Origin of the sequence: Lachnospira rogosae (ex Hitch et al. 2025), from assembly GCF_040096455.1 — a bacterium.
Classification (GTDB): domain Bacteria; phylum Bacillota; class Clostridia; order Lachnospirales; family Lachnospiraceae; genus Lachnospira; species Lachnospira rogosae.
Map to the genome: position 1 here is coordinate 79,473 of NZ_JBBMER010000004.1, position 14,008 is coordinate 93,480.

24 protein-coding genes are annotated in these 14,008 nt (G+C 37.4%); all 24 read left to right on the top strand.

Translation table 11 applies throughout. The features are described 5' to 3' along the window. Window positions 1-8 precede the first annotated feature (8 nt). The 24 genes from WMO14_RS06500 (at window position 9) to WMO14_RS06615 (ending at window position 14,007) form a co-directional block, all read left to right on the top strand. Window positions 9-401, top strand: a complete 393-nt coding sequence (locus WMO14_RS06500) for an ASCH domain-containing protein (RefSeq protein WP_349153512.1) — start codon at window positions 9-11, stop codon at window positions 399-401. After that, a complete protein-coding gene (locus WMO14_RS06505) occupies window positions 398-643 on the top strand; it encodes a hypothetical protein (protein ID WP_349153513.1) in 246 nt (81 codons plus the stop codon). The genes WMO14_RS06500 and WMO14_RS06505 overlap by 4 nt, the downstream gene beginning before the upstream one ends. Further along, the gene (locus WMO14_RS06510; RefSeq protein WP_349153514.1) at window positions 630-836 is read left to right on the top strand and encodes a hypothetical protein; all 207 of its coding nucleotides are present in this window, start codon (window positions 630-632) and stop codon (window positions 834-836) included. Before WMO14_RS06505 ends, WMO14_RS06510 begins: the two co-directional genes overlap by 14 nt. 182 nt (window positions 837-1,018) lie before the next feature. Then, window positions 1,019-1,465, top strand: a complete 447-nt coding sequence (locus WMO14_RS06515; RefSeq protein ID WP_116443940.1) for a hypothetical protein — start codon at window positions 1,019-1,021, stop codon at window positions 1,463-1,465. 261 nt (window positions 1,466-1,726) lie between these two features. Further along, window positions 1,727-2,107: a phBC6A51 family helix-turn-helix protein gene (locus WMO14_RS06520; RefSeq protein ID WP_116443939.1), complete on the top strand. Its 381-nt coding sequence runs from the start codon at window positions 1,727-1,729 to the stop codon at window positions 2,105-2,107. Beyond that, on the top strand, window positions 2,094-3,482 hold the full coding sequence (locus WMO14_RS06525) for a terminase large subunit domain-containing protein (RefSeq protein WP_349153515.1): 1,389 nt from the start codon (window positions 2,094-2,096) through the stop codon (window positions 3,480-3,482). Before WMO14_RS06520 ends, WMO14_RS06525 begins: the two co-directional genes overlap by 14 nt. A gap of 23 nt (window positions 3,483-3,505) precedes the next feature. Continuing rightward, the gene (locus tag WMO14_RS06530) at window positions 3,506-5,023 is read left to right on the top strand and encodes a capsid protein (protein ID WP_349153516.1); all 1,518 of its coding nucleotides are present in this window, start codon (window positions 3,506-3,508) and stop codon (window positions 5,021-5,023) included. An 8-nt stretch (window positions 5,024-5,031) separates the two neighbouring features. After that, the gene (locus tag WMO14_RS06535) at window positions 5,032-6,645 is read left to right on the top strand and encodes a phage minor capsid protein (protein ID WP_349153517.1); all 1,614 of its coding nucleotides are present in this window, start codon (window positions 5,032-5,034) and stop codon (window positions 6,643-6,645) included. Between the two features lie 22 nt (window positions 6,646-6,667). Beyond that, entirely contained in the window at window positions 6,668-6,793 is a 126-nt protein-coding gene (locus tag WMO14_RS06540) for a hypothetical protein (protein WP_349153518.1), read from the top strand. Window positions 6,794-6,859: 66 nt separating this feature from the next. Continuing rightward, a complete protein-coding gene (locus WMO14_RS06545; RefSeq protein ID WP_116443935.1) occupies window positions 6,860-7,159 on the top strand; it encodes a DUF4406 domain-containing protein in 300 nt (99 codons plus the stop codon). Between the two features lie 69 nt (window positions 7,160-7,228). Continuing rightward, complete coding sequence (locus tag WMO14_RS06550; RefSeq protein WP_116443934.1) at window positions 7,229-7,453, top strand: hypothetical protein; 225 nt, start codon at window positions 7,229-7,231, stop codon at window positions 7,451-7,453. 472 nt (window positions 7,454-7,925) lie between these two features. Beyond that, a complete protein-coding gene (locus WMO14_RS06555) occupies window positions 7,926-8,066 on the top strand; it encodes a protein phosphatase (RefSeq protein WP_116443933.1) in 141 nt (46 codons plus the stop codon). Between the two features lie 95 nt (window positions 8,067-8,161). Next, a complete protein-coding gene (locus tag WMO14_RS06560) occupies window positions 8,162-8,350 on the top strand; it encodes a CopG family transcriptional regulator (protein WP_116443932.1) in 189 nt (62 codons plus the stop codon). A 132-nt stretch (window positions 8,351-8,482) separates the two neighbouring features. Continuing rightward, on the top strand, window positions 8,483-9,187 hold the full coding sequence (locus WMO14_RS06565; RefSeq protein ID WP_349153519.1) for an ORF6C domain-containing protein: 705 nt from the start codon (window positions 8,483-8,485) through the stop codon (window positions 9,185-9,187). 1 nt (window position 9,188) lies between these two features. Continuing rightward, window positions 9,189-9,389, top strand: a complete 201-nt coding sequence (locus tag WMO14_RS06570; protein ID WP_116443930.1) for a hypothetical protein — start codon at window positions 9,189-9,191, stop codon at window positions 9,387-9,389. Window positions 9,390-9,513: 124 nt separating this feature from the next. After that, window positions 9,514-10,170: a hypothetical protein gene (locus tag WMO14_RS06575; protein ID WP_349153520.1), complete on the top strand. Its 657-nt coding sequence runs from the start codon at window positions 9,514-9,516 to the stop codon at window positions 10,168-10,170. Between the two features lie 24 nt (window positions 10,171-10,194). Next, the gene (locus tag WMO14_RS06580) at window positions 10,195-11,271 is read left to right on the top strand and encodes a hypothetical protein (RefSeq protein ID WP_349153521.1); all 1,077 of its coding nucleotides are present in this window, start codon (window positions 10,195-10,197) and stop codon (window positions 11,269-11,271) included. A gap of 4 nt (window positions 11,272-11,275) precedes the next feature. After that, a complete protein-coding gene (locus tag WMO14_RS06585; RefSeq protein ID WP_349153522.1) occupies window positions 11,276-11,650 on the top strand; it encodes a head-tail connector protein in 375 nt (124 codons plus the stop codon). 2 nt (window positions 11,651-11,652) lie between these two features. Then, window positions 11,653-11,991, top strand: coding sequence for a hypothetical protein (locus WMO14_RS06590; RefSeq protein WP_349153523.1), 339 nt, complete (start codon window positions 11,653-11,655; stop codon window positions 11,989-11,991). Further along, entirely contained in the window at window positions 11,991-12,410 is a 420-nt protein-coding gene (locus tag WMO14_RS06595) for a hypothetical protein (protein WP_349153524.1), read from the top strand. Before WMO14_RS06590 ends, WMO14_RS06595 begins: the two co-directional genes overlap by 1 nt. Then, window positions 12,407-12,811 carry a phage tail terminator protein gene (locus tag WMO14_RS06600; RefSeq protein WP_349153525.1) on the top strand — a complete coding sequence of 135 codons (405 nt, stop codon included), beginning with the start codon at window positions 12,407-12,409 and terminating at the stop codon, window positions 12,809-12,811. The genes WMO14_RS06595 and WMO14_RS06600 overlap by 4 nt, the downstream gene beginning before the upstream one ends. Window positions 12,812-12,819: 8 nt before the next feature. Further along, on the top strand, window positions 12,820-13,317 hold the full coding sequence (locus WMO14_RS06605; RefSeq protein WP_349153526.1) for a phage tail tube protein: 498 nt from the start codon (window positions 12,820-12,822) through the stop codon (window positions 13,315-13,317). Window positions 13,318-13,340: 23 nt separating this feature from the next. Continuing rightward, window positions 13,341-13,673: a hypothetical protein gene (locus WMO14_RS06610; RefSeq protein WP_349153527.1), complete on the top strand. Its 333-nt coding sequence runs from the start codon at window positions 13,341-13,343 to the stop codon at window positions 13,671-13,673. Next, window positions 13,648-14,007: a Gp15 family bacteriophage protein gene (locus WMO14_RS06615; RefSeq protein ID WP_318295613.1), complete on the top strand. Its 360-nt coding sequence runs from the start codon at window positions 13,648-13,650 to the stop codon at window positions 14,005-14,007. Before WMO14_RS06610 ends, WMO14_RS06615 begins: the two co-directional genes overlap by 26 nt. The last annotated feature ends 1 nt before the right edge of the window (window position 14,008 follow it).

Here is a 14,008-nt window from a genome sequence, read left to right on the forward strand (position 1 = left end):
GATTCATAATGCTAACATTGCCAATCAAGAAAAAATGGTTTGATATGATTGCTTCAGGCGAGAAGAAAGAAGAATATAGGGAAATAAAAGAATATTATGAAACACGTTTCCAGAATCTTTTTGGTGCGATAACAATATACCCATCAAGTATTTTTAGCGAAAGATATGAGTATGAATTGCTACAAGGCAATGACGTTCCAGAGGAAATAAGACAAGATAGAGTACAAGAGATAATTTTTCGTAATGGATATTCTAAGAATTCTCCTCAGCTTAAATGTAAATGCATATTACGACTAGGAAAGGGTAAAGAAGAATGGGGAGCTGAAAAAGGAAAAGTGTATTATATAATTGAAATTTTGGAAAAAGAAAAGTTTGATAAAGAGATTAGTATGAAACAATGATAGGTCAGTTAAAGTTTGAAGAGTGTATGACATTTAAAGAAAAAATGGAAGCACAAGGGTGGCATAATTGCTATGATGCAGAACCAGATAAGCCAGGAATATATCAGATATACAGACGGAACGGAAGTAAAGGAAAGGCATATTACAAAGGTAATCATATATGGCAGCAGTTAACTAATAATGGCTGGGATTTTAATTGGTGGAGAGAGACGAAAGGAAGTGATTATATTGAAAGAAGTTAAACATTACATATGTGAGATATGTGGAACGGAATACAATGATAAAACTAAAGCACAGCATTGTGAAAAGGGACATTGTAAGCCATTGGAAATAATAAAGGAACGTTATTTAAGTGTAGGTTATGACGCTAAGGGATATCCATTAGAAATAACAGTAAAGATGGCGGATGGCACAGAACAGAAATACAGGAGATAAAAGAAAAATAGAACTATTAACAAATACTTATTCAATACAAAATAATATCACACAAAAAAAGAGAAGCTGATAGCCAAACTCACCACGCTGTCAGCTTCCTTTCTCAAAAACAGAACATATGTATTGTATCATAGAGATATATATTGTGCAAGAAAATAAAACGGGAAGGGAAGTAAAGAGATATGGCAGCAGATATTAGGGAAGCGTTAATACAGTATTGTGACATAAAACAGGAATATGATTACATAAGAACAAGAAGAGATAAGTTAATAAGAGAGATTGAGAAAATGGAAAAGGAACAAATGAGTGTAATTGATTCTGTTACAGGTGGGGATGGAGGTATACAGCATTATAAGATAGAGGGATATCCATATCCTGAGTATAGCAGGAAGAGGACATTGCTTATAGCAAGAGAGAGTCAGTTACAAAAGTATGAAATAAAATTATTAAAGATAACAAATGAAGTTGAGGAATTTATAGAAAAAATTGAAAATAGCAGAATAAGAAGAATGATTGAGTATAGATTTCTTGATGATTTAACCTGGATTCAGGTGGCACAGAGAATGGGAAAACATCACACAGAAGAAAGTTGCAGAAAAGCTATAGAGAGATTTTTAAAAGAAATTTGAAGTTTGTCCGATTTGTCCGCTTTTTCTGTGTTAATATATAAACTGGAACAAACAAAGAGAAATGTTGAACCACGGACTAGCATATAGTACGAATAAATTTTCTCAGATAGAGTCAGTAAGAACTGACAATATTACTCCGAATATGAGAACTATCCACCTCTAAAAGGTACTGGCATTAAGTTGTCAGTACCTTTTATTGTGCTTAAGTAAGAGAAAATAAAAAATGTTAATAAATGTTAATAGAAAGGGGGTACATAAGAAATGAAACCAAAGCAGATAAAGTGCCTGGAATTAATGGTTCAGGGCGAATTAACAGACAAAGAAATTGCAGAGGCAATTAACATTTCTCCTAAAACGATATGTGACTGGAAGAAAAATAACGAAGAATTCCGCAACGAATACAACAGAATGATGCGCTCAAGCTTGCAATATGCTGCCCCTAAAGCGTTTAGAAAGCAGGAAAAATTACTAAATTCAAAAAATGAGATGGTTGCATATCTTGCGGCAAAGGATCTAATGGATAGAGCAGGACTTAATCCTATTGAGAGAATAGAAGCAAATGTAAATGACACAGCTAAAAATGAACTCGCAGAGCTATTAGCACAGCGTAAAGCAAGGGGTGAGCCAGATGCTTCTAAGTGATAAGTACTGGGATTACATAGACACACCAGCAAGAGCAGAGTTCTTAGAGGGTTCAACTGCATCCGGAAAGACAACAACAGTAGCTGTTAAGTTCATTATGAATGTAGCTGAATCAGATATGAAGTTGCACGTTATAGCAGGTAATACAACAGGTGTTATTGAGAAGAATATAATAAATGCTGATATGGGATTGTTACAGATATTCCCCAATCTGGAATACTGTGGTAATGGCGATAAAGAAAATAAACTTCCGCACATTAAATTCAAAACTGGCAGCAGTACTAAGATAATATATATTCTTGGCTATGATAATGCCAGTAAATGGAAGAATGCCTTGGGTTCACAGTTTGGATGTGTGTGGGTAGATGAGTGCAATACAGCTAACATAGACTTCATACGAGAGATATTCGGACGTTCTGAATACTTTGTAGGTACGCTTAACCCGGATGCGCCTACACTTCCTATATATTCAGAATACATCAATCATGCAAGGCCTATAGATAAGTACAGGGCAGATGTGCCGGAAGAAATATGGAAGGACCTTAACGGTTGTGAGCCTATTAAAGGCTGGGTGTACTGGTTCTTTAATATGACAGACAATATATCTATGACACCAGAGAAGATAGAACAGAAAAAAATGAGCTATCCTCCTGGCACTAAGATATATAAAAACAAGATATTAGGATTACGAGGCAAGGCTACCGGTCTTGTCTTTTCTAATTTCTGCAATAGGCATATCATTACTAGAGATCAGGCAAAGTCATACATCAGACGTGAGGTTGATGAAATGCAGGGCGAATATTTCATAATATTCACCAGCGGACTTGATACAGCTTATTCAACCAAGAGCCCGGATACGATTGCTATGTCCTTTATGGGAATAACAAACAAGGGCAAGCTGATAGTGCTGGATGAAAAGGTGTATAACAATGCAGAACTTGATATACCAATAGCTCCGTCTGATACGGTAAGGAATTACATTGACTTCCTGGAGCGTAACAGAAAAGAATGGGGTGGAATGTCAAAAAATGTGTTTATAGATAACGCTGATCAGGCAACGATAACAGAGTTTGCCAAGTACAAGAGAGAACACATTGACTGCCAGTATATATTTAATAATGCGTATAAGAAAGTAACCATAATAGATAGAATTAACTTACAGCTTGGCTGGATGTCCTTTAATGACGAAAAGGGCAGAGAGCCAAGCTTTTATATTGTCGATACTTGCACGAATTACAAGACAGAGTTAGAAACGTATTCGTGGCTTGAAGATAAGGACTGTGAGCCTGAGGATGGCAATGACCATATGGTAAACAGCGTACAGTATGGCTGGATTCCTTATCGAAGCAGGATAGGTATAGAGAATAAGAAATAATTCCAGATAGGAGAGTGAGAGAGGTGAACATATTTACAAGTATGGCAGAGAAGATAAAAACAGGAATAAGAACGTGGCTGCACATCCAGCCGGCTGTTAATGGATCCATAAGCATACAGGAAACTCTTGATTACGAGGGAAATGCCATAAAGAACAAGATATGGTACAGAGGTGAGAGTGAAGAATTGTCACAGCTATACAGCCAGATAGATGGTGACAAGACAAGGTTCTGGTCTGCATCCTGTACAATAGGTATGGAGATAAGAAAGATACACGTAGGTCTCCCTGCTATGTTATGCGATATGCTGGCCAGTATAGTAACAGATGATATGAATTTAATAGATGCTGGCAGCAGGCAGACAGAATGGGATAAGATAGCAGAGGAAAATGATTTCATTGAGCTTGTTAAGCAGGCAATAACAGAAACACTTTATATCGGTGATGGAGCATTCAAGATATCGTTCGATACGAACCTTAGCAAGTATCCTATATTGGAATTCTACTCTGGTGATAAGACAGAGATTATCAAGGACAGGGGAAGAGTTAAGGAGATAGTGTTTAAGACTGTGTATAACGTGCAGAGACAGGAATATGTATTACTTGAACATTATGGCATAGGCTACATACATTATGAGCTTACAAGAGGCGGCAGGGAATATGATTTAAGTGTTATACCGGAGCTGGCACATCTTAGTGATGTTACCTGGAATGACAAGTTTATAATGGCTGTTCCTCTTCTGTTTTATAAGTCAGCCAAGTATAAAGGACGAGGCAAGAGCATATTTGATGCAAAGATAGATAACTTTGATGCGCTGGATGAAGCATGGTCACAATGGATGGATGCCTTAAGGAGGAATAGAACAAAGGAATATATACCGGAGAATATGTTACCAAGGAATCCCCTGGATGGAAAAGTGCTAAAGCCTAATGCTTTTGATAATGCTTATATAAAAACAGATGGCAGCATGGCAGAAGGTACAGTTAATAAGATAGAGCTTGTACAGGGCAATATCCCACACGAAAGCTATCTTGCAACATATATCACAGCGTTGGATCTTTGTTTACAGGGGATTATGAGCCCATCAACATTAGGCATAGATGTTAAGAAACTGGATAATGCGGATGCACAGAGGGAGAAAGAGAAAGCAACGCTTTACAGCAGAAATAACATTGTAGAGCGGCTTCAGAAGGTTCTTCCAAAGCTTGTTACAGCAACATTTAATGCCATAGACACGCTTAATAAGACAGCTATTAAGGATATAGATATTGATGTGACATTTGGCGAATATGCTAACCCATCTTTTGAAAGCCAGGTAGAAACAGTCAGCAAGGCAAAGCAGGGCGGTATTATGAGCATAGAGGCATCTGTTGATGAGCTGTATGGAGATACTAAGGATGACGAATGGAAGCAGGAAGAGATAGCAAGGCTTAAGGCTGAGCAGGGTATATCTGATATGGAAGAGCCGGCACTTAATATGCAGGCAGATGGCTTTACAGTTGATGGTGCTGATAATAGTTTTACAGGCTTTGATAACAAGTGAGGTAGCTTATGGCACTTAATACAGAATATGACATAGAGAAAGCTTTTAGAGCCATAGAAGATGAGCTGATAGCTTCAATGATACGGAATCTTGACAGACACAGAGCGGAAGAAGATGAACTTGGATTCAACTGGACACAATGGCAGGTAGAACAGCTTAAAGCCTTAGAAAAATATAAAGCAGATAACAAGACACGTTTTGCGGGCAGATTTAGTGATATAAACAGTTCAATTGATGCAATGATATTTACAGCAAGGCAGACAGGCGGCACAGAGCAGGAACAGAAGATATTAAGAGCATTGAAAAAGGGATTAAAAGCATCCAAGGTGTCACAAGGCACTGAGGGTGCTTTTTTCAAGCTTAACACAAGAAAGCTTAATGCCCTGATTAAAGCTACGAAGTCAGATTTTAACAGGGCGGAAAAAGCAATGCTTAGAATGTCGGAAGATAAATACCGGCAGATAATATTCAATGCTCAGGTGTATGCGAATACGGGTGCAGGAACATATGAGAAGGCAGTTGATATGGCTACAAAGGATTTTCTTAAAGCTGGTATTAATTGTATTGAATATGCGAATGGCAGCAGGCACACAGTAAAAGATTATGCTAAGATGGCTATTCAGACAGCTAACAAGCGTGCATATCTAACCGGAGAGGGTGAAATGAGACAGTCGTGGGGAATTAGCACTGTTATTATGAATAAGCGTGCTAATGCCTGTCCTAAGTGCCTTCCATTTGTTGGGAAGGTGCTTATAGATGATGTATGGAGTGGAGGTAAGGCATCTGATGGTCCTTATCCGCTTATGTCATCTGCTATGGCAGCAGGGCTTTATCATCCAAACTGTAAGGATATACATACAACATACTTCCCAGAGCTTGACGAAGAGCCGGATAGCAAGTTTACCAAGAAAGAACTGGAAAAGGTCAAAGAAGATTACAGACAGGACCAGAAACAGCAATATGCTGGCAGAATGGTTGAACAGTTTGACAGGTTGGCTAAGTACTCATTAGATAAGGACAACCGTAAGATGTATGCGGCTAGAAAGGAACAGTGGGAAAATGAAGTATTAAAACAGAAAAATAGAGGCAAAAAGGTTATAATAACGGAGCAGGCAATAGATAAAGTAAATGAAATTAATCCTAAGGGCTTTACTTCTGATAATAATAAATTTATAAAAGAGGTACATAAGGACTTACTTAAAGTTGCGAGAGATGAAAATAACAGTAATGAAGTTGCATGTGTAGTAGATTTAATAACAAATAAAAAAACTAAATTTATAAAAGGTGGAAGGCATGAGGTAGATGTATATTCTGATTCAGATATGTTTCATTTATTGCATTCGGCAAAAGATAAGTCTTTGGTATTATGTCACAACCATCCTGGATTAACAGATTTTTCAGCAAATGATATTGGAGTATTTATGAGACACGACACAATAAAAACTATGACCATTGTGACAAATCAAGGAGATGTACGATATATTTCAAAAGGAGAACATTTTGATTATAATGGAGCGGTTGAATTGATGAGAGAGTGTCAGGAAAAATATAGTGATAATATTAATAAGTGTATTGATTTGTTTTTAAAAAAATGCTATTCTGTTGGCATACAGAGAGGGTAATATTGAGGCAGGAGGTGTTTCAATGGATGGTATATTAGATGGAAAACCGGGAATGACAATTGATGAATTGATTGCATTATTGGAAAAAGGACCAATAAAGGCAGAAAGCAATAATGAAGATAAAGCAGAAATAAAAGAAAACAAGTAACAGCCACCAGTCGAAATATTGGTGGTATTTTTATACCCAATTTTAAGAAAGTGAGGACAAGACAGTATGAAAAAACTATTTATTAGCCAGCCTATGGCAGGTAAAACAGACGAGGAAATAAAAGAAACAAGGAAAAAGGCAATAGAATATGCAGAGCTGCTATTAGGTGAGAAAGTAGAAGTTATAGAGTCTTTTTTTGAAGGAGCACCAGCAGAAGCTAAGCCATTGTGGTTTTTAGGAAAATCAATAGAACTTCTATCACAGGCTGATGTTGTATATTTTGTTAAAGGCTGGGATAAGGCTAGAGGTTGTAAAATAGAACATCAGTGTGCAGTAGCATATGATATTAAGAAAATTGAAGATTAGATTGAATAAACAGCTATAGAGCTGTTATTTTTATACCCAAGTTGCACCGGTGCAACAGAAAGGAAACGTATGTTGAAAAGATATTCACCGCCACCAGAGCCAGTGAAAAAAGAAAAATCACAATCTGAAATATTTATGGAAGATGATGATTTTGTAATGACACAGCTTAAAAGGCATGTATTAATATTACAGAATAGATTAACAATGGGAATGTATCAGGATGATGTAGATATTAAACTATATCATCAGGCTATAATAGATACTTTATATGAAATAGAAAAAAGGAAGAAATAAGCACGCATAGCAATACGCTGTGGGTGCTATTTTTATGCCCAAAAGAAAGGAAGATATGAAATATTTAATTGAATATAGGGGAGAAGTCCTGTCAGGGAAGGCTCCTGACCTCCCCAAGAATAAGCTAAGACGTGGCGAAAGGCTGCGTCTTTTTTGATTGCAGAGGTAGGCTGCAATAATAATTATTTAATAAAATTTATAAAATGGCAGTATTTTTATAATGTATTACATTATGCGTATCTTGCTAGATTTTTATTCATAAAAATTATAATAAAAAAGTATAAACTGACGAGAAATATAGAGAAATACAGCGGTTTACAAGCTTTTAATAAAGTGATAAGGTGAGCATACGATATATCGCAAAATAATTTTAAAAACCTCTTGACTTATGGTCGACCAAAAGTTATAATAAGATTGCAGTTGAGGAATACTTAACGAGTAAAGCAGGCAAGTAGCTGGAAAGGAGAAAAGAATGGAAGACGATATGAATATTGGTGAATTGCTTAAGGAAACAGCAGAAGAAAATCAGACAAGAAAAATTCTTGCAATACTCAATGAATGTAAAGACATTGAAGAAGCTAGAGAAAAAGTAAAAGCCCTGCTTAATAAATAAGCAAGGCTGACAACGAAAAATTCGGGCGGTACTTGCCACCGCTCGATACCAAATAGATAATATCATTTATTTGGTTACAAGGCAAGAGTCAAGAGGTGATTAAAGTAGATAAGAAGAAAATGGGTAGACCCACAGACAATCCTAGAACAGAAAAGATAGGCTTCAGAATGTCAAAAGAAGAAATTGAAGATATACAAGAATGTGCTAATGCATTGAATACTCAAAGAGTTAATGCAGTTGTTGAGGGAATAAAACTACTAAAAGAAAAATTGGGAATTAAATAACAAAAAAGAAGTTCGCCCACCTACCAAGCAAAACGAACTTCTTCAACACACCAATACCAAAGTACTGGTATTAATATTATATCTTACTTTTGGAATTGGTCAACATAATTTTAAAAGGAGATTGATTTAAAAATGAATAAGATAGAGCAGACGATAACAAGCATTGAAGTAGCCGAAATGGTTGGAAAAGAACATAGTAAATTATTAAGGGACATAAGAAATTATGTAGAGCAGTTTAACCAATCCAAGATTGGCTTCGTTGATTTCTTTACAGAAAGTACATACAAGGATAATAAAGGAGAAATAAGACCTTGCTACAATGTAACCAAGAAAGGCTGTGAGTTTATAGCACATAAGCTTACAGGCACAAAGGGAACAGAATTTACAGCAAGATACATCAATCGTTTTCACGATATGGAAGAACATATAAACAACAGCAAGCCACGCACAGCACTTGAACAACTTCAGTTGCAGAGTCGGGCAATTCTTGAAGTTAATGATAAGATTGATGAAGTTAAGCAGGAACTTGAAGACTTCAAGCAGGATATGCCACTTATGAATATAGAATGTGACAGAATAACAACAGCAGTACGCAAGGTTGGAACACGCGCTTTAGGCGGTAAAGACAGCAATGCATATCACGATAAGTCTTTAAGCGGTAAGGTATACACAGATATCTACAGAGAGTTGAAAAGACAGTTTCAGGTTACTTCCTACAAGTCAATCAAGCGTAGACAGTGTGACATAGCAATATCTATAATTGAAGAGTATCAGCTGCCTGTGGTTCTGAAAGAACAGATACAGAACACTAACGCACAGATGAATATGGAGGTGTAATATGTCTGCTAAAATTGATTTTGAGAATGCTTTGTATGAACTGGAACAGACAACAGCAACATTAGGATTTGTTCAGACAGCATTTGCAGAGGGCGAATCTCTTATAGATAATGACGAATCTGCAGCAACTATATATATGTTATATTCAAGACAAAGGTCTATAGTGAATAAGCTCAAAGAAGTATTGAATACAATAAAATAAATAATATCATATTGATATCTGGGACGTTCAGCAATGGACGTCCTTTTTATATGCCCAAAACTTAATGGCACTAAACTTTAGGAAAATGCCGACGGGCGGTAAACGGAAGAAAGGAGATAGAGTGATGAGAAAGACATTACCTATTAATTTACAGTTCTTCGCAGAGGGCGGAGATGGTAACGGCGACCAGAACGCTGGAAGTAACAATAACGGACAGGCAGGACAGCAAGGTGGTCAGAATAATCAGCAGGCGGCTGGAATTGACTATGACAAAATACAGAGCATGTTAGACACCGCAACTGCCAAGAAAGAAAATGCTGTGCTTAAAAGCTATTTCCAGCAGCAGGGACTATCCGAGGAGGAAGTAAGCCAGGCTATTGCAACATTTAAGCAGAATAAACAGCAGCAGGTAGAACAGCAGCAGAATGCTAATGCTAATCTTCAGAATGAAGTAACAACAGCGCAGAAAGATGCTGAACAGGCTCGTATAGAGCTAGCGGCTACACAGGTAGCAATGACACTTGGTATTAATGCCAAGACACTTCCATATGTGCTTAAGATGGCTGATTTCAGCAAGGCAAAGGGCACAGATGGAAAGATATCAGAGGACAATGTTAAAGCTGCACTTGAACAGGTTCTAAAGGATGTACCTGCACTTAAGCCAAGCACAGAGAACAATGAGGGATTCCAGATTGGCGCAGGGCAGCAGACTAATGGACAGCAGTCTTCTGCAGGTAGCAATGTAAATGTTCCTACAAAGAGATGGAATAGATTCAATTAAGAAAGGTTAAAAAGGTAAAATAATATGCCAAATTTAAATTATGCAGAACAGTGGAGTCCTGAATTATTAGCAATTCTTATTCAGGGCACACTTACATCACCATTTATCACAAACAATGTCAGATGGTTAGATGCAAAGACTTTCCATTTTACACAGATGAGTGTAAGTGGTTATAAGAACCATAAGAGATCAGGTGGATGGAACACAGGAGAATATAACCAGAAAGATGTTCCTTACACAGTAACACATGACAGAGATGTACAGTTTATGGTTGATAAGGCAGATGTTGATGAAACAAATCAGACAGCATCTATTCAGAATATTTCACACATATTTGAACAGACACAGGTAGTACCAGAGACAGATGCATTATTTTTCAGTAAGGTAGCACAGGCTGCACAGAAGACAGAATTATATCATACTGAAACAGCTTCCACAGAATATACATCAGAGAATGTATTTGCTAAGCTTAAGCATATTCTGGCAGCAGGCAAGCTTAGAAGATATAAGGCAAATGGAAGTCTCATTATGTATGTATCTTCTGACATTATGGATAAGCTTGAGGTATCAAAGGAATTTACACGTAAGATTGAAATGACACAGATTGCAGAAGGTGGTCTTGGCATTGAAACACGTGTAACTGATATTGATGGCGTGACACTTATGGAAGTTGTGGATGATGAAAGATTCTATGACAGATTCGATTGGGATGTTGCAGAGGGCGGCTTTGCTCCGCTTAAGTCAAAGTATACCATAACAACTGATACAGATGTGGTAGAAGGAAAGACATACTACACTAAGAGCGACAGCACTTATACAGTTGTGTCAAAGCCTACAAAGACTAATATAGCCACATATTATGAAAAGACTGTTCAGGGTTCACGCAAGATTAATGTACTTGTCGCATGTGGCCAGACATGTAAGACAGTACCTAAGATTTCATCTATTTATTTCTTCGCACCAGGAGCACATACAGAAGGAGACGGATTCCTTTATCAGAATCGCCAGTTAAGTGATACATTTGTATTCCCTAATGGCAAGGATGGTAAGGTTGATTCTGTATTCGTTGATGTAGATCCTGCAGAAGAGATTGCAGAGTAAGCCTATGGTATATGCAAGTAAAGAACAGTACCTGAGCGAGCATAATCTTATCACGGATGAACAGATAGAACGAAGATTAAAACAGGCGAGCCGTCATATCGACTCGCTTACTTTTAATCGTATAACATCAAGAGGCTTTGATAATCTGACAGAGTTCCAGCAGGCAATAATCATAGATGTATGCTGCGATATGGCTGATTTTGAGTATGAGAATGAAGACATGATTAATTGTGTCTTACAGAATTATGCTGTAAATGGAGTATCTATGCAGTTTGGCAGCAGTTGGAATGTTCTTGTGCAGAATGGAATTGCTGTAAAGCGTGATACATACCGGGTGCTTTGCCAGACAGGCTTGTGCTGCTTAAGTCTGGGGGTGTGAGTATGAGATACCCTTGCTTGATATTAAAGAGCATGTGTAAGACAGAAATACATGTAGAGATAGAGCAGGAAGGCAGGAATGTCTACGGAGAGCCTCTTGAACCTGTTATATGGGATGGTTTATGTAACTATCAGGACAGCGGTAAGACAGTATTAACAGCAGAAAAGGTTCTTATACAACTTGAAGGATGTGCTTTGATACCTGGAGATATTGCACCGGAGCTTCCTGTTATTACTAAAGGTGATATAAAGGTGTTCGGTGTAACAAGGCATATATACAAGGGTACGAAGTGTCGTAATCCGGATGGTACGGTTAATTATGTAAGATTGGATGTGATGTAATGGCAAAGAATGTTAAGTCAACAGTTAAGCTTAATATGCCTATGGTAAGGAAGCTTACGGCAGCAGCACAGGTGTCATTAGTACAGACAGCAGAAGCAATACATACGAATGTAGTTCAAAGTCAGGTAATGCCTAGAGATACAGGTACACTGCAAAACGAAAGCACATTTGTATATACACAGGATATAGCCAATGGCAAGGTAGAGCTTATATCAAGCACGCCATATGTAAGAAGGTTATATTATCATCCTGAATATAACTTCCATCAATCACCTTGGGTAGATGATAAAGGTAAAAGACACGAAGGAAACGCAAATGCCAAGGGCAGGTGGCTCGATGATTATCTTAAAGATGGTAAGAAAAGAAATTTTGCTCCTGATACGTTTGCTAAGTTATACAAGAAGAATGCGGGGTTATGATGTTAGGAATAGGTGATGTAAGAGATTATATAGCAGGTCTTGGCATTGCAGACAATAATAATGTATATTGCGGCAAGCTTGACAATAAAAAAGATAAGAGCATAGGAGTATATAATCTTAACAGACAAAGACCACCACAGACTGCTGTAGGAGGCTTAAATAACAGCTCTTATCGTATTAAGTCTATAAGTATATTAGTTCATTGGAATACAAGTGTCAGAGACACCGAGAAGGCAGCAGAACAGCTCTATAATATGCTTAGAGACACCAACAATAAAATAATCAATGATACAAAGCTGCTATTCAATAAAATGCAGGTTGATGGACCTGTGGATGTAGGGACAGATGATAAAGGTATCTTTGAGAGTGTAATAGAATTAGATATTTATTATGAAAGGTAGGTAAAGGTATGGCACAGAATACTAAATTAGCTGGATATAATGCAGGGGCAACACCTCTTACTGGAGTTAATCCGGTGCATACAATTCAGTTCGGTGTATGCATAACAGGAAGAAAGAGCACAGATACACCGGAAACAGTAGAAACAAAGGTTGTAAAAGATGCAGAGAGCTTAAGCATATCCGTAGATGGAACAATTGAAGAATGGAATCCAATGGATCAGGCAGGCTGGACAAGAAGACTTACAACAGGTAAATCATTGGGTATGACTATGGGTGGTAAGCGTAATTATGGTGATGAAGGTAATGATTATATCGCAAGCCTGGCTTTAAAGACAGGACAGGAATGCAATACCTGGGTTTCAATTATTTTCCCAAACCTTGACCAGCTTCTTATCCCAGCAGTTATAAATGTAACTTCCCTTGGAGGAGACTCAACAAGCATTGATGCACTCGAATGGGAAGCACAGAGCGATGGAAAACCAACATATATTCCATATACAGAATAAAAAAGAAAGAGAGAATTTGAATAATGGCAAAGACAGATTTTAAAGTAATAGACATATCAATGAAGATTACAAACCAGTTACCTATGGTTCGTATTACTGATGACTTAGTGGTAACTGTGAATAACAGAAAGAACACAATTCTTAATGTACAGGCTATGGCTGCTGAGGCTGAAAAGAAGAAAGATAGTGACAACGGAATGGGATTTATAACAAAGGCTCTTGAAATGCTTATTGGCAAAGAGGCAGCAGATAAGATTGAGGCTATGGACTTACCGCTTCCGGAATATAAGGAAATGTATAATGCAATAATGGGCGTTGCTACAGGCACATATGGAGAGGAGAATACACCCTCATAGTGAAATATATTATGACATATATGATGACTGGGAATTGATAGAGTCAAGTTTCCTGTCACAGTATGGCATACGATTGCGGACGGAAGATGATATGTCCTGGGCGGAATTTTGTTCTTTATTATCAGGAATAATGCCTGAAACACCACTTGGAAGAGTGGTAAGTATAAGGGCAGAGAAAGACATTAAAGTTATCAATAGCTTTACTAAGGAACAGAAAAAGATACATGATGACTGGCTTCTGAAGCGTAATAGGAAAATGGTGGGAACACCACAGTATATAGAATATTGGACACGATTACAAAGAGATTTTAAGGCTGCTTACTCGAAGAAGTAGA